This window comes from Dissulfurimicrobium sp. (genome assembly GCF_049968175.1).
In the GTDB taxonomy this organism is placed as follows: Bacteria; Desulfobacterota; Dissulfuribacteria; order Dissulfuribacterales; family Sh68; genus Dissulfurimicrobium; species Dissulfurimicrobium hydrothermale.
In genome coordinates, this window is record NZ_JBMFRG010000009.1 from 24,973 (window position 1) to 43,251 (window position 18,279).

The following is an 18,279-nucleotide window of genomic DNA, read 5'->3' on the forward strand; positions in this document are numbered from 1 at the left end:
CGAGGATGGCGTCATTATATATGTCAGCCTTTAAGGGCGGCATCGGCTGAATGTCTTTAAAAAAAGGGAGTTCTATGGAACGGCACGTAAGAAGGGCTTTAGAGCTCATAAAGAGGGGGGTGGTAGAGGTCATAGACGAGCAAGGGCTTGAGGCAAAGCTCAAAAAGGCAGTGGAGACAGGCAGGCCATTGCGTGTTAAGGCCGGCTTTGACCCTACCGCCCCGGATCTGCATCTCGGCCACACGGTGCTCATTCAAAAGATGAGACATTTCCAAGAGCTCGGCCACCACGTTATATTCCTTATAGGTGATTTTACAGGCCTTATAGGCGATCCCACGGGCAAGTCTGAGACCAGGCCGGCCCTTACCCGTGAACAGGTCCAAGAAAATGCACGTACCTATAGGGAACAGATATTCAAGGTGTTGGACCCGGGAAGGACCGAGATAGCCTTCAACAGCAAGTGGATGGAGGGGATGAGGTCGATAGATATGATACGTCTCTGCGCCAAACACACCGTTGCCAGGATGCTTGAGCGTGATGACTTCAAAAAGCGTTTCCATGCGCAGAGGCCCATATGTATCCACGAATTCATCTATCCATTGATCCAGGGTTATGACTCGGTCGCCCTTCATGCAGATGTGGAGTTGGGTGGGACGGATCAGAAATTCAATCTGCTGATCGGCCGTCACCTCCAAAAGGAATACGGTCAGGAACCCCAGGTGGTGATCACCACGCCCCTTCTTGAGGGGCTTGATGGGGTAAACAAGATGAGCAAGTCCCTAGGAAACTATATCGGAATAACAGAGTCTCCAAGGGATATGTTCGGAAAGCTCATGTCCATATCCGACGAGCTCATGTTCAGATATTATGAATTGTTGAGCAACCTTCCGCTTGATGTGATTGAAGATCTCAAGACCGGTATAAAAGAAGGCCGATTGCATCCGAAGGATCTAAAGCTGGACCTCGCTGCGGAATTGGTGGCGAGATTTCACGGTGAGGAGGCGGCGCAATCAGCCAGGATGGGCTTTGAGGCCCAGTTCGGTCAGGGTGAAATACCCGAAGACATCCCTGCGGTAGAGATCCCATCGGGCAGAGCGCCTGTATATCTGCCTAAGCTTTTAAAAGATGCCGGATTGGTGAAAAGTACCTCCGATGCTAGGCGTCTCATCCGGCAGGGGGCGGTAAGCCTCGGGGGGAGAAAGGTTTCGACTGAAGAGATAGAGATAGAAGACGGAGGGGGTGTTTTGAGGGTGGGGAAGATGAGATTTTTGAGGCTTATAAAGGGTTTATAAAGGGCTGACATGTTAGATGGTCAACAGTCATAGAGTTCACCCGAGCCGAGATTTGATTTCGATATATCGCGTTGTGGGGCGTTGATTTATTCTTGAATAAAAATTTTTTTATGTTACTTTTTTTATAAATAAATCCATAAGGAGGTAACATAAAATGATAAATCAAATGCCATCCGTTGAACAGATTCTAGGGATGATGTCTCAAAAGCTCGGGGGAGAGGAGAATATCCCTGCCGCCATTAAATATGCAAAAGATGTCGCGCCTGAGCTCATCATGCAGGTTGCCATGTCTTCGATGGGCAGCGTTGAGGACAAGGATTCACCCCTTGAGCCGAAGGTGAGGACCTTGATCTACCTTTCAGCGGCGCTTGCCACGAAGGATTACGAATGTGTCAGGACGCAGTTAAGGGCGGCCTTGAATATGGGCGTGACAAAAGAAGAGTTGATAGCGGTCATAAAGATAGTCAGACACGCTGCGGCAAACGGGGTGCTCGGTGTTGCAACGCCGATCCTTGAGGCCCTGGCTGGAGGTTAACAAAGATCTCCGTAGGACGGTGCCGGCTGATATCTGCTATGAACAATGCGACAAAGCGCCTGTCTCTAAGCCTTGCTGTCACACTCCTGATACTTGCAGGAGAGGTAATAGGTGGCATATTAAGTAACAGCCTTGCCCTCATTAGCGATGCAGGACATGTCCTGACCGACGTCTTTGCCCTCGGCCTGAGCCTTGTCGCAGCCCTGATAGGGGCCAGGCCCTCTGATTACCGTGCCACCTATGGTTACCAGAGGGTTGGTCTCCTTGCAGCCCTGATAAACGGCATAAGCCTTGTGGTGATCGCTGTCTTTATTTTTGCCGAGGCATATCGCAGACTCAGATCACCTGTGCAGATCAACCCCTCCATGATGTTTTTTGTCGCAGTCCTAGGGCTTTTTGGCAATCTCCTCATGGCATGGATCCTTGGCCACAGGCATGGGGACTTAAATCTAAAGAGCGCCTGGCTCCACGTGCTTGGAGATACGGTCTCGTCGGCAGGCGTCATTATAGCCGCAGTTGTTATCAGATTTACAGGGTGGCAGCCGGCTGATGCGGTTGCGAGCATCGCTGTCGGGGTCATCATAATCATCGGGGGATGGCGCGTGGTCAAGGAGGCGATGTGGGTTTTCCTTGAGTTGAGCCCCATTGGGCTTCATGCGGGGAAGATATCGGAATCGATTTCCAGCATACCTGGCGTGCGATGTGTGCACGATGTCCATATATGGTCGATCGCCCATGCCATCCCCGCATTTTCGGCCCATGTCCAGGTGGCTGATCAGAAGTTAAGCAATGCCGACATAATAAGAAAGGAGATAGAACACAGGCTCTCTAGTTTTGGTGTCAGCCATTCCTGTATCCAGATGGAGTGTGAGGGCTGCGATGAAGATGGACTTTACTGCCGCATAAATGGCGGCAACGAAGTCCAGCGGCATCATCACTGACCCAGTTCCGGATCGCTCGATACCTTGCCTATATTTCGCCTATATTTCGAATCTTTCCCCAATTTTTGGTATGAATATCCTGGCGTTTGGCAGATACTCGCCGATCTGTTTCGCCAGGGCGCTTGATGCCCTTGGTTCGCCGTGCACAATAAAGATGTTTTCGGGCGTCGCCGCCTTCACAAATGCAGCCAGATGGCTTCTTCCTGCATGGGCCGAAAAGCCGTTTATCGTATGGATGCTGGCCCTTACGGCCACAGGTTCCCCAAAGATATGTACTGTCTTGGCCCCGTCTATGATCTTCCTTCCTAGAGTCCCTTCGGCCTGAAATCCTACTATTATGAGGGCCGTTGACTCCTTCCAGAGCAGGTGTTTCAGGTGGTGTTTTATCCGGCCTCCTGTCATCATGCCGCTTCCGGCAAGGATGATCTTGGGCCCGGGTACGTTATGTATGGCCATTGATTCCTCCACTGTCTCTGAGAGATGGAGACCCGGAAAGACAAATGGGGACCTGCCTCTTTTTATCTCCTCCATGACCGGTTTGTTGCAGAAATTGCAGTATTTGCCGTAGATCTTCGTTATATCTATGGCGAGAGGGCTGTTTAAGAATACAGGGACGTCTTTTGCGAGGAGTCCTGTCTTTTTCATATTGCCGATGTGGTATAAAAGTTCCTGCGTCCGCTCCAGGGCGAAGGTCGGGATTAGGACCGTACCCTTGTTTCGGGTCGTCTTGCTTACCGCCTCTTCGAATTCCTTCACGGATTCTTCATAACCCCTGTGTTCCCTATCCCCGTATGTTGACTCTATGAGGAGGGCATGGATACGGGTGTCTTTTTCCGGGCCCTGCGGATCATTGACAATAGGCCTTTGCCCGTCACCTAGATCCCCTGTGTAGAGAAGACGCCTTTTTTTACCGTCCGGACCAGGGTAATCGATGTAGACCTGTGCAGAACCAAGGATGTGCCCAGCGTCAGCGGTATGGAAGAAGAGGCGGCTGTCTTCGGAGAGATCGACCGCTTCTCCATATTTGACTGCCTTGTTGAAGAAATCGAGCGAGTAATAGACGTCTTCCATTGAATAGAGGGGCCCTGCAACCTGGATGCCTGCCCTGGTGAGTTTTCTCCGCTTCCACATAAATTCTTCCTTGAGCACGTATGCAGAGTCCATAAGGATCAGCCGGGCTATGTCCCTGGTGGGCTGGGTGGAGTAGATGTGGCCGCGAAAACCATGCCTTACGAGTATTGGTATGCGGCCGCAGTGGTCGAGGTGTCCGTGTCCTAATATGAGACCGTCGATCTCTTTGGCATCAAAACCAAGTGGTTTATAGTTCAGTTCTTCTATCTTCCACGGTCCCTGAAACTGACCGCAGTCCAGCAGGAATTTTTTGTCATTGAATTCAAACAGATGGCATGAGCCTGTAACTGTTTCGGCCGCACCATAAAATTTTATACTCGCCATGGCATTCCTTTTTTAAATTGTTATTTTGATCTTTCTGTTTTAAGATTCTTTTATATTTAATGCGAGATTCGTTTTTTATTTTATAAGGAGGATATATGCACAACAATCGTCTTTCAAGACATTTTTTTGAGACGGCCATGGCCGTCATACCGGGCGGTGTTAACAGCCCTGTGCGCGCGTGTAAATCAGTCGGCTGTAATCCGGTCTTTATCGAGCGTGCGGAGGGCGCGAGTATATTCGATGTAGATGGCAACCAATATATAGACTATGTCTGTTCCTGGGGCCCAATGATACTCGGGCACTCTAACCCAGAGGTCAGGGGGGCTGTAGAGGCAGCGCTCGGAAACGGCACAAGTTTCGGCGCCCCCACGTGGCAGGAGGTCGCACTTGCCAGAAAGATCGTTGAGATGGTTCCGTCCATCGAGCAGGTGAGGCTTGTAAACTCAGGCACTGAGGCCACCATGAGCGCCGTCCGCCTTGCCAGGGCCTATACGGGAAGGAAAAAGATAGTGAAGTTTGATGGATGTTATCACGGCCATGCCGACCCATTTTTGGTAAAGGCCGGTTCAGGAGTGGCTACCCTTGGGATCCCTGGAAGCCCGGGGGTCCCGGAGGAGGTTGTTGCAAACACCATCGCCGTGCCTTTCAATAACCTTGATGCCCTGAGATTGGTCCTTGAACAGGAGGGTGACGACATTGCAGCAGTCATCCTGGAGCCGGTGCCTGCGAACATGGGGGTGGTGCCGCCGCAGGAAGGCTTCCTGCCAACACTCCGGCAGTGGACGGAAGAGTTTGGTATACTCCTTGTTTTTGATGAGGTGATAACAGGTTTCAGACTGGCTCCAGGCGGCGCGCAGGAGTATTTCGGCGTGATGCCGGATATCACTTGTCTAGGAAAGATCATAGGAGGAGGGCTTCCTGTCGGGGCTTATGGTGGCAAGGAGGAGATAATGCAATATGTCGCGCCTGCCGGCCCTATGTATCAGGCGGGCACCTTGTCCGGCAATCCCCTTGCAGTTGCTGCTGGGCTTGCAACCCTTGATGTACTGTCAAGGCCTGGTGTCTATGAGGTACTTGAAGAGAAGGCCAGGGCCCTGGAAGAAGGGCTTTCAGAGTTGGCCGAACAAAGGAAGATCGGGTGTACGATCCAGCGCATAGGCTCAATGATGACCTGCTTCTTCGGGCAGTCCAGGCCGGTTGTGGATTTTGATGCCGCCTTGAGGTCCGATACGGGCCGATATGCCGAATTTTTCAAAAACATGCGGGACGAAGGGGTATATCTGGCACCGTCTCAGTTTGAAGCGGCATTTGTTTCCCTTGCCCATGGATGGGAAGAGATAGAATGGACGCTTGAGGCCGCTGAGCTTGCCTTCAGTAGGATGTCTTGAGATTTATTTTCTCCGATCGGTTGACAGCAGCCTGTCTATATGATAACAAATAATTCAAATAATGAAGCGCTGTTCATTTATAATAATTATTAGCGCCTGTTTGGAACTGGTGGGTATTTGATGGCGGGCATAGGTATAAAAGAAGAATTGGTCTCGCTTTTCAAGAGCATGAGCGTAGCCATGACTATATCCATGTCCGTTGTATTTTCAATGTTCACCGGTGTTCTTGTAGGTTATTACATGGATACCTGGCTTTTCAGCGGGCGAACTTATCCTTGGCTGACAATAATATGTTTCTTCTTTGGGTTGGGCGGTGGGGTGAAAAATTTTTTTATACTGAGCAGGCGCTTCAGTAAAGAGGCAGATAAAAAAGAGGCCTCGCAGCTATCCGATATATCCGAGGATAAGCCTGCCAAGCAGCATAAAGACACCTTTATGCAAAACAAGGTCTGGGATGATGATTGATGATTAGAGATATGTTTGCAGTAAGGCTTGATGGACAATTTGTAAAGAGGTTTATCTTTTTAAACTGGGTCTTGAGCGGGTTGCTCTTTGTCTTTTTTTTGGCTTGTTTCGATGTAAAGGCTGCCATCGGTGTTGCCGTCGGCGCGATTATAGCGAATCTAAACTGCATAGGCCTTGACAGGGACTGTAAAAGGATTGTGCGTTGGCGGAATATATTTGTCTATTATGCCGGCCTTGCGGTGAGGTTGGGGCTTATTGCGCTGGCGGTTACGGCGGCCTTTCTGATATTTCCAGGTTATATATCGCCAGTAGGCCTGTTTGTTGGTCTTTCAGTGGCGGTTATTAATTTTTATATCCTGGTCGTTGTAATGGTGATTAACAGAGTCCGTTTAAAGGAGGCGGTTTAGTTATGGAGCATCCGTTACTGTTTTTAAGCCTGCTGTTGGATGCATTGGGTCTGCCGGCACATGGAGGGAATACCACCCTTGCAAAGATACTTGCGCCCCATATGCAATACAGTTTCCTTGCCATTATTATCTGTATTGTCTTGGCAAAGATGGCTACAACCAAGATGGAGATGATCCCAAGCGGTATGCAGAACATCATGGAGGCCTTTGTGGGCAACCTTGAGGATTTTATAACTGAGCAGACACATGACAAGAAAAAGACCCTGATCATCTTCCCAATGATAGCCACATTCGCCCTCTATATCCTGATATCCAATTATATGGGTCTCATCCCCGGGTTTATGTCTCCGACGGCAAATCTCAATGTTACGCTGGGCTGTACGATTATTTCCATTTTCACTTACCATGCCCTTGGATTCAGGTTCCACGGCATCAGGTACCTCAAGCACTTTATGGGGCCTGTGCCGGCAATGGCGCCTGTTATGTTTCCAATAGAGATATTTAGCCACATAGGGCGCATACTTTCGCTCTCCATCCGACTTTTCGGCAATATGGTCTCAAAGGAGATACTCCTTGGGCTACTCTTCATGCTGGCGGGTCCTTATCTTGCGCCGCTCCCAATCATGTTCCTGGGCGTCCTGGTTTGCCTTATCCAGGCCTTTATATTCATGATGCTCTCCATAGTCTATTCAGTGGAGGCCATGGCGGAGGGGCATTAATTTTCATGTTTTATCTCGTCGATATTTAAGAAATTTTAAAGAAGGCCAATAAATATATTCCTAAAAAGGAGGGAAAGACGTGAAAAAGATCTCTTTGGTTTCGGTGTTGTCTGTAGTGATGGTACTTGTATGCGCTGGTCTTGCACTGGCAGCGGATGGTGACGTGGAGAAGGGCGGTCACATCGGGATGCTTATGGCAGCCTCGCTTTTGGCCGCCGGTCTTGCAGTGGGTATAGCCGCATCTGGTTGTGGTGTAGGCATGGGACACTGCGCAAGGGGTTGCCTCGAGGGCACGGCCCGCAATCCAGAGCTGGCTGGCAAGCTCACGGTTACGATGTTCATCGGCCTTGCCCTTATTGAATCTCTGACAATCTATGCACTCGTTATTGCACTCATCGCACTCTATGCAAACCCGCTTCTCCCGCAGCTTATGAAGATATTCGGGCTTTCATAAGGGTTAAAAGAACCGAAGAAAGATGGATCTTAAAGGCCTGGGCTTATCCCAGGCCTTTTTTGTTGTATTTTATAAAATAAGGAGCTGTTGAAGAGCCATCGGTCCTTATGATGTCCGCTGGCGTCCCTTCAGCTGTTATGCGCCCGCCTTCAGGCCCGCCTTCAGGCCCAAGTTCTACTATCCAGTCTGAAACCGCAAGTATTTCTATCTTGTGCTCGATGGCTATGAACGAGTTTCCTTGGTCTATCAGTTCGTCTATTATGCCGATCAGGTTTTCGAGATCGCTGGGGTGGAGCCCTCTCGACGGTTCGTCCATAAGATAGATTGTCGGCACACGGTTTCTTGATGCCGAGGACAGCTCCCTTGCAAGTTTCAGGCGCTGGGCCTCTCCGCCTGAGATGTTGGAAAGGGGTTGGCCGAGCCTGAGATAACCGAGGCCGATCCTTTCAAGGACCTGGAGTGTTCGCCTTATATCGGGTATCCTGGAAAAAAATTGGGCCGCCTCGGTTATGCTGAGCCCGAGCACCTCCGATATGTTAAGACCCCTATATCTTATGCTGAGGGCATCTTGATTGTACCGAGTGCCTTCGCATACGTCGCAAACCGGGTTAAATGGTGCGAGATATCCGAGATCTATAGATACGACGCCCTTGCCTTGGCATTGTTCGCATCTGCCGCCCTTGTGCATGAGGCTGAAATATCCGCTTGAATATCCCCTGGCCCTGGCCTCCGGGGTATTTGCGAAGAGCATCCTGATGTGCGGGAATATGCCCATATATGTCGCAGGCATTGAGAACCTTGTCTTTGCGAGACAGGACTGCTCAACGATGACTGCATTCGGACCTTTGGATTTGAGGCCCGGCAGGGCGATCTCGATGGCCCATTGTGTATCTTCCCGGCTGGTTCGGTATGTCCTGATGCCACGGTACAGTATCTCCATAAGCGTACTCTTGCCCGAGCCTGAGACACCAGTTATGCAGGCCAAAACGCCTAGCGGTATGGTGCATGTTATGTCTTTCAAATTGTTTTCCTTTGCATCTCTGATGGTGATAACCCCGTGCGGTATGTGTCTTTTTGCCCTGCGGTAACAGACGCCGGCGTCAAGATACCTCGCCGTATTTGAGGCCGCACATCCTTTAATCTTGTCGGGTTGGCCCTGATATATGAGCCTTCCGCCAAGCTCGCCCGCTCCTGGTCCAAGTTCGACAAGCCAGCCCGCCCGTCTTATGGTATCTATGTCGTGTTCCACCATGACTATGGTGTTTCCCTTGGCCTTGAGACGCTCGAGGTTTCTCCACAATCCATCTTGTTCCCTTGGATGGAGTCCGGCCATGGGTTCGTCAAGTATGTAGAGGATGCCTGTCAGATCTAGCCCGAGCTGAGTGGAGATCTTGAGTCTCTGTACCTCTCCACCAGAAAGCGTGCCAATGGAGCGGTTTAGTGGGAGGTACTGAATGCCCATGTCTATCATGGGTTTGATGCGCGATATGATTGCATCGCAGAGCCGTTTCGCAGCCTCTGGATTCCTGAGGCCGGATGTATCATCTTTGATGGCTTTTAGGTGTGTCAGTGCCTCTTCGATAAGCCATTTAATCGTATCCGGATAGCGCCAGTTCTTTATCCGAATATTTAAAGCAAGGCGGCCGAGCCCGGTACCTTCGCACTCTCGGCATGTCTCTCCTTTATCCGATACGCCATGCCCTCTGCACCTATTGCACATGCCGTCCGGATGCCGTGTCGAAAATACCTTTCTGGTGATCATGGGGAGGCTTATGTTACACCTCGCGCAGGTCGCCTCTTCGCTGAATTTGAATGTACGTACAGGGGAGTCATCTTGTAGGGCCTCAATTATCACACGGCCTTTGCCATATTTGAGCCCTATGGTCAAGGAGTCGGTAAGGCGCGAGAAGATCCCGTCTTTTATAATTATCCTGTCTATTACTGCGCAGAGTTCTTTGGGTTGAGTATGGCCAGGCAAGGTGTCATCCGCGGTTATGTATGCACCGTCCACCTTGAACCTTGCAAGTCCTTCACGCCTTAATTGGTTCACTACCTCATTTAGCTCCGCATTTTGACCCATGTCTATCGAGGCTAGTATGTTCACCTTTGCACCATTACCGAGGCCGATGACGGCTTTTGCCATTTCCTGAGGAGAGCAGGCCCGTATCTCGTCGCCACAGACCGGGCAGTAAACCGAGCCTGAATTTACAAACAAAAGCTTCAAGAGGTGTGATATACCTGAGGCTGTCGCTACTGTGGAGGCCGGATGGGCCCTTATAGGTTTTTGTTCAAAGGCGAGGGGTGGCGGAAGGTTTCGTATTTCCTCCACATGCGGCCTTTCCCACAGATTGACGTCAAGTTTAGCCTCGATCCCAAGGGATTCGATGTAGCGGCGTTGCCCCTCTGCAAAGAGTACATCCAGGGCAAGCGTGGATTTGCCCGAGCCTGAAGGTCCGGTTATTACAGTGATCTCGTCTATGGGTATGGAGACGTTAATCCCTTTTAGGTTGTGTTCCGATGCATTTACGACCTCGATATAACGCCTGGGCATTTCAAAAGGCCTGCTTAAATCGGATAGGAGCTGTATACGAGATGGATACCTATGAGCGTGAGAAAGAAGATAAATATCTCCTTCAGCATCCTTTCGTCTATCTGTTTTGCCAGCAGCGGCCCGATCTGCCCTCCTATTATGACACCCGGTATCGCCCATGATGCTATGCCGTGGTCCGGTCTCGCCCCCAATTTTCCATGTATGAGCATCCCTACGATGCATTCCCCGCATGTCAGGAGGACGCACGTTGCGATGGCATTCGATACCTTCAGGCCCATCTTTTCCCGCATTGATGGTACGAGCCATTCGGCGACGTTGAGGGTGAGCATCCCTGTGGCTATGGACATGACCACCGGGATCCAGAGGTGTTTAAATGCCTTTTTCAACTCCACCCTTTCAACGCCTTCATCTGTATATTTGCAATTCGATGTTACAAAAAGCAGTGCGGTCGCCAGCGATATGAGCCCAATGATCATTTCTATATGGGACAATATGATATAATGGGCAAGAAGGGCCCCGAAAAGTATGCCGGGCACCGCGATGCAAAACATGACCAAGGCCAGGCGGTTGTCTGTCTTCTTTTGTCTGATGAATGCGATGCTCCCTGAGCCGGTTCCTGCTGTCTGTATCAGGAGGGAGGTGATTATTGCGGTGTCCGGCGCCGCATGCATCACGACCAGCAGAAACGGCATCCACAGCACCCCGCCGCCGAAGCCCACAAGCATGACGATCGTCGCAATACATATGCCTGTCGGGAGCGCCGACCAATAAGGAATCATTTGTTAGCCAGCTCTCCGGTCGCCGATTCCATAGAATTTGAAATTCATGACGATGTCGTCCAGGAGTTTTGTTTTGGAGCCTAGGAGCTTCATCTCATGTCGCAGCTGCACCATCCGGTCATGGCTGATCTCCCCGGCCTCGAGCGCCGCCGAGACCCTTTTCAGAAATTGATCGGCTGTGGTCCCGACACCCTTGGAGAGCAATATGATCTCCTGGAGGTCGCTTGTTAATTTATTTATAACCTCTCCCATCTCGGCGAGCTCATTTTTAGCGGTCACGGTGATCGTCTGACTGAGATCGCCGCCCCCGATCAGTTTTGATACCTCTATCATATGCTGCAACGGTTCGGTTATGTTCTTGATGAACATCATAAGCAGGATAAGGACCACGACAAGCAGGAGGACGACCATGAGAACGGCCTTTTGTGCGATTTTTTGAATCGGTTTGAAGGCCTCGTCGGGTTTTATTTGATGATCGGACAATTTCGAGAAGTTCTGCATCAGCTCATAACGGAGTTCTTTTCTGTGCACATCGTAGATAAACTCCGCCCCGATAATGGAGGAAGCAAAGCCTATCAGCAGAAAATAGATAATCATCGTCCTCTGGAGGCTGCCTTTGTATGCTATCTTCATTGTGTCTCGTCTTTATCTCATGGGTTGTAGAGATCTCAATCTTTGGTGTATCTATATTTTACCTAAAAATTTTGAGATTGGTAGGTGTAATGAAAACATGTAGCCGCGTGGTCTTGACAATGCCCTTTAAAGACCGTACAGAGAGCTTGGAAGCGGAAAGGGTGCTGGTGGCCCTCCCGGACTTCAAATCCGGTGCACGGGGTGAGGAGCCCCGTGGGTGGGTTCGATTCCCATGCGCTTCCGCCATTTTTATGACTTCGGGCCTGAAATCCCTTCAGGGATTGGGTAATTGATAGATATGAGGGATACCCTTGCAATGGTCCTGGCTGGCGGAGTGGGCAGTCGCCTGAATGTCCTTGTGAGTCACAGGGCCAAGCCAGCCGTGCCGTTCGGCGGCATCTATAGGATAATTGATTTTGCCCTTTCAAACTGCATGAACTCTGGCCTTGCAAGGGTGGCGGTGCTTACACAGTACAAGCCGCTTTCCCTCATGCGTCATATAGGGACCGGTGCCGCCTGGGATTTTACCGGCAGGACCCGTAGGATAGAGATCCTTCCGCCGAGGACGGGGGGAAAAGACTCCGACTGGTACAAGGGTACGGCTGATGCAGTGCGGCAGAATATGGACTTTATAGAGTCAAGTCCATCACGGGACGTCCTCATCCTCTCTGGTGATCACGTCTATTATATGGACTATAGGGCGATGGTCGGACATCATAGGAGGCTCGGTGCAAAGGTGACCGTAGCCATGATGACGGTCCCGTGGGAGTTGACCCATCAGTTCGGCATAGGTATCGTAGGGAGTGACGGCCGCATAACAGAGTGGGAGGAAAAGCCGAAGAAGGCCCGTTCGAACCTGGCATCTATGGGCATCTATGTATTTGATGTTGAATATCTCTTGACCGCCCTGAGGGCCACAAAAGAAGAGGACTTTGGCCACCACATCATTCCAAATGCCTTGAGGGACGGGGTCCTGTTTTGTTATCCATTCGAAGGTTATTGGCGCGACGTAGGGACCGTCCAGGCCCTTTGGGATGCAAACATGGACCTATTGGATCATCAAAGTGGTCTTGATCCGGAGTCGTGGGGGGTCGTCACGAATCTCGAGGCGGAGGGTCTGGGCTATGACCGCCCGCCTATACGCATACTTACCGGTGCAGACGTGAAAAATTCTTCCGTCGCCCCAGGATGCGTGATTAAAGGTAAGGTAGAAGACTCCATCCTGTCCCCTGGGGTTGTGGTGGAGAAGGGTGCCTATGTCGCTCAGTCGGTTGTCATGCACGATACAGTCATATTGAAGGGGGCAGTCGTCAGGCATGTCGTGTGCGATAAAAAGGCCATTATAGGAGAAGAGGCCAGGATAGGTGCAGGAAGCACAATTGCCTCGAATCGTATATGCGCCGGGCCCATGAATGGCGGCATTACGCTTATCGGCAAATGGGCTGAGGTCCCAGCCGGTTCTGTAATCGGGACAGATTGCGTGATTTCGCCAGGGATAAAGGCCGAGCAGTGGCCGTCCAAGGTTGTTTCCGACGGCGAGACCGTCTGATTCTTCTTGCTGCAACAGACCATAAACCCTGGAATTTTTATGTCGCTTATGCTATATCAGCTTGGCAATAGCCGCAGTCGAGGATCTGTCGCGTGTCTGTCAGTCAGGGGTCTTACGTGGTCTTTCGCATGTAGCTGAAGGTCCCCGCTGCGATTTTTTAGTCTATGTGTGAGAAAGCTGATTTATCATGAATTTTCAAGAACTTATTTTTAAACTCAACAACTACTGGAGCTCCAGGGGCTGTCTTGTGCTCCAGCCTTATGACGTCGAGGTCGGGGCCGGGACATTTCATCCTGCTACCTTTATAAGATCTCTTGGCCTCGATAGATGGCGGGCGGCATATGTCCAGCCTTCAAGGAGGCCTACTGACGGCCGTTATGGTGAAAATCCAAACCGGCTCCAGCACTATTATCAATATCAGGTGATACTCAAGCCTTCACCTGACGATGTCCAGGATATGTATCTCGACAGCCTCAGGGCCTTTGGTCTCGATCTTGCCAGGCACGATGTCAGATTTGTAGAAGACGATTGGGAGTCACCGACGCTTGGGGCCTGGGGGCTGGGCTGGGAGGTCTGGCTGGACGGTATGGAAATCACCCAATTTACGTATTTCCAGCAGGTCGGCGGCATCGACGTGGGTATCGTGCCGGTCGAGATCACATACGGCCTTGAGCGAATTGCCATGTATCTCCAAGGCGTCGATAATGTCTATGACTTAAAGTGGAATGACGACGTTACTTATGGATTTGTACATTACAGGGATGAGGTGGAGTTTTCCCGGTATAACTTCGAATCCGCATCTATAGAGGTATTGAAGCAGCTCTTTGATCTGCATGAGAAGGAGGCTATCAATCTCCTTGAGCGCGGTCTTGTATTGCCTGCCTATGATCAGTGCCTCAAATGTTCTCACAATTTCAATATCCTTGACGCGCGCGGGGCAATAAGCGTGGCCGAGAGAACGGCATATATCGGTCGTGTGAGGAGAATAGCGAAGAAGGTTGCCGAGGGATATATCTTGAGCCTGGACAGACGGTTGAAGGACGGTGAGATGTGAAGACCGAGAATCTGCTTTTTGAAATAGGTGTCGAGGAGATGCCGGCTGCGTTCATCCCTGTGGCCTTGGCGGATATAGAGAAGTTTGCAGAGGAAGGTCTTAAGGGAGCAGGACTTTCTTATAAGGGGCTTAAGGCCATGGGAACCCCTAGGCGCCTGGCCCTGTTTGTAAGTGAATTGATCAGCTGCCAGCCTGACAGGGAAGAGGATATTACAGGACCTCCTGCCAATATCGCCCTTGCCCCAGATGGTGCGCTTACAAAGGCCGGCGAGGGATTTCTAAGGGCGCAGGGGGCCGGCCCAGAGGCTGTACGGATAAAAGACACGGGCAAAGGGCCGTGCTTGGTGTTACACAAGGTCATTAAAGGTAGAGAGACAAGGGATGTCTTGGCCTCCTTTTTGCCATTGCTTGCGGCAAAGATACGCTTCCCAAGGACCATGAAGTGGGGTGCATCGTCTTTCCGTTTTGCAAGGCCTATCCGTTGGGTCGTAGCGCTCTTTGGAGACGAAGTCATCCCGTTTGAGATCGCGGGGATAGAGAGCGGGAAGATGAGCATGGGACATCGCTTTATGGCCCCTGGGCCTTTTGAGGTCAGGGCGGATCTGGCTAGTTATATAGAGGCCCTTCGCAGGCGGTTCGTAATCGTTGATATGGGCGAAAGGAGGGATATGCTTCTTAAGGGGGTGATGCAGGCTGTCGCTGGTTCTGGCGGTTCGATATTGCAGGATGACGATCTTATCGAACTAAATACGAATCTTACGGAATATCCAAGTGCCGTATGCGGTTCCTTTGATGGGCGTTTTCTGGGGTTGCCGCGTGAGGTATTGATCACCGTCATGAAGGAGCATCAGAAATACTTTGCCGTAGTTGATGGAGACGGCGCGCTCAGGCCGAATTTTGTGGCCATAAACAATATCAGGCCGGCAGACGATTCAATTATAAGGAAGGGCCATGAACGTGTCTTACGTGCACGTCTTGCCGATGCGGCCTTTTTTTTCGAGGAGGACATGAAGATCCCGCTTCATGAACGCGTGGACGCACTTTCCGGGATCGTGTTCAATCAGTACCTCGGTACCATGCTAGATAAGACGGAGCGCGTGAAGTCCCTTGCCCTATATTTCGCCAGGGGGATCGCGCCTGAGAAGGTGGCGCTGGTCGAACGGGCGGCCTATCTCTCAAAGGCAGATCTTCTTACCGGCATGGTAGGTGAATTTCCAGACCTTCAGGGCGTGATGGGCAGGGAGTATGCCTTAAGATCGGGTGAATGCGACGAGGTTGCCACGGCCATTCATGAACATTATATGCCGATAAGGGCTGGTGGGACGCTCCCAAGTAGTATGACAGGTTCGATCCTGAGCATCGCCGACAAGATAGACACCATCTGCGGTATGTTCCTCATAGGACTTCAGCCGTCTGGTACGCAGGATCCCTTCGGCCTCAGAAGACAGGCCTTGGGCGTGCTTCATATATTGGAGGCGTCCGACATAAGATTTTCTCTCGCAGGACTAATTGATCAAGGCATCAAGGGGGTCTTGCGCGACATCAAGGGCAAGGCGCGGTCAATGCAGGAGGCGGCCGGCGGGATATTGGAGTTTTTCAGAGGCCGCATGGTGAACAATATGACATCCAGGGGCTATGATCTCGGCATCGTAGAGGCGGCGATTAGGGTTGGTTTTGACGATGTTGTTGATTGCGTTCGGCGTATAAAGGCCCTGGCTGCAGTGCGTGTAAGACCTGAGTTTGAGCCGTTGAGTATCGCCTTCAAGCGCGTGATGAATATACTTAAGGGCTTTGAAGGCGGTGATGTCGATCAGACGTTGTTTGAGGCGCCGGAAGAGAAGGCCCTTTTTGACGCCTATATGTCGTTAAAGGACGATGTTTTGGCCCTTCTGCGCGATGGTTCCTATGAAGATGCCCTCATAAGACTTTTATCCCTCAAGCCACTGATAGACAATTTTTTTGACCATGTGATGGTCATGGTTGAAGAACCCCGGATAAGAACCAACCGTCTTTCCATCCTGTGGCAGATATCAAACCTGTTTCTGAGGGTCGGGGACCTGTCGGCAGTAGCCATGTAGAGGCCCGGTGTCAAAAACAATGAAGGTCTATCTTGCGCGCATCGCAGGTTTTTGTCTGGGAGTAAAAAGGGCGGTGGATATGGCCCTTTTTACCTCAAGAGAGTCCAAGGGCCAGGTTTATACCTTCGGTCCGCTTATTCATAACCCATCTGTCCTGGCGCTTCTTGAGGCAAGAGGTGTCAAGGTCTTGAGAGACGTGCCGGCCAGTGGCGAGGGCGTGGTGATCATAAGGGCGCACGGCGCCCCTCCAGATCAGAAGGAGGCGCTGGTAAGGGCCGGGTTCAATGTGGTAGATGCTACCTGTCCAAGGGTCGTGAAGGTACAGATGCTTGCACGCTACTATGCAAAAAAGGGATTTAAGTGCTTACTCATCGGTGATAAAGGTCATCCAGAGGTGGCTGGCATAATGGGTTATGCCGGTGAGGGCGGCATGCTTATAAGCAGTGAAGACGATATTAACGCCCTGCCTGCTGAGATCGGGCGATATGTCATCCTCGCCCAGACTACCCAAGATGAGGAACGTTTTCACGAGTGGTCGAGGCTTATCCTCGAAAGGTATCCAGGCGGCAGGGTCTTAAACACCATATGTGACGCCACACGCAGGCGCCAGGATGAGGCAAGGCGGCTTGCAGGGCTGGTGGATGCGGTGATCGTGGCTGGTGGCAAGGAGAGTGCAAATACCAAGCGCCTTGCCGGCATTGTAAAGGAGTGTGGCAAGGTCGCTATGGCGGTCGAGACAGAGGAAGACCTGGACAAGGCCGTGATCAGCAATTTCAGGGCCGTCGGCATAACCGCCGGTGCCTCGACGCCGAATTGGATTATAAATAGGGTGGCGAGGGAAGTAGAGGCCATGCCAGGCGCATTCGAGCCGGCGTCCCGGCGTGCCGCTTACGGTTTAATGAGGTTTTTGCACGAAAGTACACTCCTTACAGCCATGGCCGGAGGGGCGCTTGCTGCGGCCTCGGCCATGGTCCAGGGTTTCCCTTTGATCCCTGCCGCCCCTATCTCATGCCTTTATATCTTTGCCATGCATACCTTGAACAGACTTATAGATCGTGAGGCAGGGGCGTACAATGATCCACTTCGTGTCAGGTTTCTGATAAAACATAAGGTTTTTTTCTTCGGCGCCTCTGTCCTTGCCTTACTTCTGAGCCTCTTTATGGCGTTTGGTCTCGGATCAGGACCTTTCATGCTCCTTCTTGTACTTACTGCCTTAGGCGCTTTTTATGCCGCGCCTGTCATACCTGCTGGTAGGAAAAGGATATCGTTAAAAAATCTGCCCGGTTCCAAGGCCATCTTTGTCTCTATCGCATGGGCTGCGGTCGCCGTGCTCGTCCCTGGTTTGGAGCAGCCTCTTGATCCATGCCGTTTGGTCTGGTTCGTCTTGTCCGGCACCCTTGTTTATTTGAGGACAGTCCTTATGGAGCTTTTGGATGTCCAGGGGGACAGGATAGTTGGGAAGGAAAGCCTGGTGATAGCCATCGGCGAGGGATGCGCCTTGCGGCTTATCCGCACAGGCGCGGTCACCCTTGCCTTGGCCAGCATCTCTCTTTCCGTGCCCGCTCTCTTTCCGTGCCCGCTGTTTGTCTTTCTGCCGGCAGGTGTGTGGTTTTTTTATCTTTCAAGTCTCTTTTACGGGGAGAGGGTCAGGGAGAATATGAGGCTTGAGTTTATGGTGGAGTCAGTGTTTTTCATCCTTTTTGTCTCTGTCTTTATCGCCCGAATATCACATTATCTCTTCTGAAACCGCCTGAACATCCGAATCCATTTCTCGGCAATAGACCTGTTTGCCCTAGTTCTTTTGTAGCGTGATTGTAAACATCTTTAATCCCCTTTTTATATCCTTAACCACAGTTACCTCTTTTTTGCTATCTATATGGATAATTAGAGAAGAATTTAAAAAAATTTGATGGCGTCGCAAGAAGTCGCCGACTGCCGTGTTGCGCTGCATCCTTCGTCACCGCGACGTACAAGAAAAT

General features: G+C 51.0%; 16 protein-coding genes and 1 tRNA gene. 13 read left to right on the forward strand and 4 right to left on the reverse strand.

Annotated elements, in window-relative coordinates:
* Positions 1–74 precede the first annotated feature (74 nt).
* The 3 genes from tyrS to ACP5SG_RS02015 all read left to right on the forward strand — a co-directional run bounded on the left by tyrS (position 75) and on the right by ACP5SG_RS02015 (position 2,768).
* Complete coding sequence (gene tyrS, locus ACP5SG_RS02005) at positions 75–1,292, forward strand: tyrosine--tRNA ligase (RefSeq protein ID WP_237888764.1); 1,218 nt, start codon at positions 75–77, stop codon at positions 1,290–1,292.
* A gap of 154 nt (positions 1,293–1,446) precedes the next feature.
* Positions 1,447–1,827: a carboxymuconolactone decarboxylase family protein gene (locus ACP5SG_RS02010; RefSeq protein ID WP_428121510.1), complete on the forward strand. Its 381-nt coding sequence runs from the start codon at positions 1,447–1,449 to the stop codon at positions 1,825–1,827.
* Positions 1,828–1,865: 38 nt separating this feature from the next.
* On the forward strand, positions 1,866–2,768 hold the full coding sequence (locus ACP5SG_RS02015; RefSeq protein WP_237888762.1) for a cation diffusion facilitator family transporter: 903 nt from the start codon (positions 1,866–1,868) through the stop codon (positions 2,766–2,768).
* A 39-nt stretch (positions 2,769–2,807) separates the two neighbouring features.
* On the opposite strand, the gene ACP5SG_RS02020 is transcribed toward ACP5SG_RS02015, so the two are convergent.
* Positions 2,808–4,223 carry an MBL fold metallo-hydrolase RNA specificity domain-containing protein gene (locus ACP5SG_RS02020; RefSeq protein WP_237888761.1) on the reverse strand — a complete coding sequence of 472 codons (1,416 nt, stop codon included), beginning with the start codon at positions 4,221–4,223 and terminating at the stop codon, positions 2,808–2,810.
* A 95-nt stretch (positions 4,224–4,318) separates the two neighbouring features.
* Here ACP5SG_RS02020 and hemL point away from each other — a divergent pair, with 95 nt between their 5' ends.
* From hemL to atpE, 5 genes are all read left to right on the forward strand, one after another.
* A complete protein-coding gene (gene hemL, locus ACP5SG_RS02025; RefSeq protein WP_237888760.1) occupies positions 4,319–5,611 on the forward strand; it encodes a glutamate-1-semialdehyde 2,1-aminomutase in 1,293 nt (430 codons plus the stop codon).
* 120 nt (positions 5,612–5,731) lie between these two features.
* Positions 5,732–6,076, forward strand: coding sequence for an AtpZ/AtpI family protein (locus tag ACP5SG_RS02030; protein ID WP_237888759.1), 345 nt, complete (start codon positions 5,732–5,734; stop codon positions 6,074–6,076).
* Positions 6,076–6,483, forward strand: coding sequence for an ATP synthase subunit I (locus tag ACP5SG_RS02035; protein WP_424661248.1), 408 nt, complete (start codon positions 6,076–6,078; stop codon positions 6,481–6,483). Before ACP5SG_RS02030 ends, ACP5SG_RS02035 begins: the two co-directional genes overlap by 1 nt.
* A gap of 2 nt (positions 6,484–6,485) precedes the next feature.
* A complete protein-coding gene (gene atpB, locus ACP5SG_RS02040; RefSeq protein WP_424661247.1) occupies positions 6,486–7,202 on the forward strand; it encodes a F0F1 ATP synthase subunit A in 717 nt (238 codons plus the stop codon).
* A gap of 118 nt (positions 7,203–7,320) precedes the next feature.
* Positions 7,321–7,656 (forward strand): ATP synthase F0 subunit C, encoded by a 336-nt coding sequence (gene atpE, locus ACP5SG_RS02045; protein ID WP_407932056.1) that lies wholly within the window; start codon positions 7,321–7,323, stop codon positions 7,654–7,656.
* A 43-nt stretch (positions 7,657–7,699) separates the two neighbouring features.
* Here atpE and ACP5SG_RS02050 read toward each other — a convergent pair whose 3' ends face one another.
* From ACP5SG_RS02050 to ACP5SG_RS02060, 3 genes are read right to left on the reverse strand one after another with little or no spacing between them, the layout of a single operon-like run.
* Positions 7,700–10,207, reverse strand: coding sequence for a hypothetical protein (locus tag ACP5SG_RS02050; protein ID WP_424661246.1), 2,508 nt, complete (start codon positions 10,205–10,207; stop codon positions 7,700–7,702).
* A 14-nt stretch (positions 10,208–10,221) separates the two neighbouring features.
* On the reverse strand, positions 10,222–10,986 hold the full coding sequence (locus ACP5SG_RS02055; protein ID WP_424661245.1) for a sulfite exporter TauE/SafE family protein: 765 nt from the start codon (positions 10,984–10,986) through the stop codon (positions 10,222–10,224).
* Between the two features lie 3 nt (positions 10,987–10,989).
* On the reverse strand, positions 10,990–11,619 hold the full coding sequence (locus tag ACP5SG_RS02060; protein ID WP_424661244.1) for a HAMP domain-containing protein: 630 nt from the start codon (positions 11,617–11,619) through the stop codon (positions 10,990–10,992).
* Positions 11,620–11,767: 148 nt separating this feature from the next.
* On the opposite strand from ACP5SG_RS02060, the gene ACP5SG_RS02065 reads away from it, so the two are divergent.
* The 5 genes from ACP5SG_RS02065 to ispH all read left to right on the forward strand — a co-directional run bounded on the left by ACP5SG_RS02065 (position 11,768) and on the right by ispH (position 18,044).
* Positions 11,768–11,865: transfer RNA gene (locus ACP5SG_RS02065), tRNA-Sec, on the forward strand.
* A gap of 52 nt (positions 11,866–11,917) precedes the next feature.
* A complete protein-coding gene (locus ACP5SG_RS02070; RefSeq protein ID WP_428121542.1) occupies positions 11,918–13,168 on the forward strand; it encodes a glucose-1-phosphate adenylyltransferase family protein in 1,251 nt (416 codons plus the stop codon).
* 187 nt (positions 13,169–13,355) lie between these two features.
* On the forward strand, positions 13,356–14,222 hold the full coding sequence (locus tag ACP5SG_RS02075) for a glycine--tRNA ligase subunit alpha (RefSeq protein WP_424661243.1): 867 nt from the start codon (positions 13,356–13,358) through the stop codon (positions 14,220–14,222).
* Complete coding sequence (gene glyS / locus ACP5SG_RS02080; protein ID WP_428121531.1) at positions 14,219–16,300, forward strand: glycine--tRNA ligase subunit beta; 2,082 nt, start codon at positions 14,219–14,221, stop codon at positions 16,298–16,300. The genes ACP5SG_RS02075 and glyS overlap by 4 nt, the downstream gene beginning before the upstream one ends.
* A 7-nt stretch (positions 16,301–16,307) precedes the next feature.
* The gene (gene ispH, locus ACP5SG_RS02085; RefSeq protein WP_428121536.1) at positions 16,308–18,044 is read left to right on the forward strand and encodes a 4-hydroxy-3-methylbut-2-enyl diphosphate reductase; all 1,737 of its coding nucleotides are present in this window, start codon (positions 16,308–16,310) and stop codon (positions 18,042–18,044) included.
* Positions 18,045–18,279: the final 235 nt, after the last annotated feature.

Bases quoted from the DNA above. Each gene is read 5' to 3' on its own strand.
- tyrS (WP_237888764.1), top strand. From the start codon at position 75: ATGGAACGGCACGTAAGAAGGGCTTTAGAGCTCATAAAGAGGGGGGTG.
- ACP5SG_RS02010 (WP_428121510.1), top strand. From the start codon at position 1,447: ATGATAAATCAAATGCCATCCGTTGAACAGATTCTAGGGATGATGTCT.
- ACP5SG_RS02015 (WP_237888762.1), top strand. From the start codon at position 1,866: ATGAACAATGCGACAAAGCGCCTGTCTCTAAGCCTTGCTGTCACACTC.
- ACP5SG_RS02020 (WP_237888761.1), bottom strand. From the start codon at position 4,223: ATGGCGAGTATAAAATTTTATGGTGCGGCCGAAACAGTTACAGGCTCA.
- hemL (WP_237888760.1), top strand. From the start codon at position 4,319: ATGCACAACAATCGTCTTTCAAGACATTTTTTTGAGACGGCCATGGCC.
- ACP5SG_RS02030 (WP_237888759.1), top strand. From the start codon at position 5,732: ATGGCGGGCATAGGTATAAAAGAAGAATTGGTCTCGCTTTTCAAGAGC.
- ACP5SG_RS02035 (WP_424661248.1), top strand. From the start codon at position 6,076: ATGATTAGAGATATGTTTGCAGTAAGGCTTGATGGACAATTTGTAAAG.
- atpB (WP_424661247.1), top strand. From the start codon at position 6,486: ATGGAGCATCCGTTACTGTTTTTAAGCCTGCTGTTGGATGCATTGGGT.
- atpE (WP_407932056.1), top strand. From the start codon at position 7,321: ATGGTACTTGTATGCGCTGGTCTTGCACTGGCAGCGGATGGTGACGTG.
- ACP5SG_RS02050 (WP_424661246.1), bottom strand. From the start codon at position 10,207: ATGCCCAGGCGTTATATCGAGGTCGTAAATGCATCGGAACACAACCTA.
- ACP5SG_RS02055 (WP_424661245.1), bottom strand. From the start codon at position 10,986: ATGATTCCTTATTGGTCGGCGCTCCCGACAGGCATATGTATTGCGACG.
- ACP5SG_RS02060 (WP_424661244.1), bottom strand. From the start codon at position 11,619: ATGAAGATAGCATACAAAGGCAGCCTCCAGAGGACGATGATTATCTAT.
- ACP5SG_RS02070 (WP_428121542.1), top strand. From the start codon at position 11,918: ATGAGGGATACCCTTGCAATGGTCCTGGCTGGCGGAGTGGGCAGTCGC.
- ACP5SG_RS02075 (WP_424661243.1), top strand. From the start codon at position 13,356: ATGAATTTTCAAGAACTTATTTTTAAACTCAACAACTACTGGAGCTCC.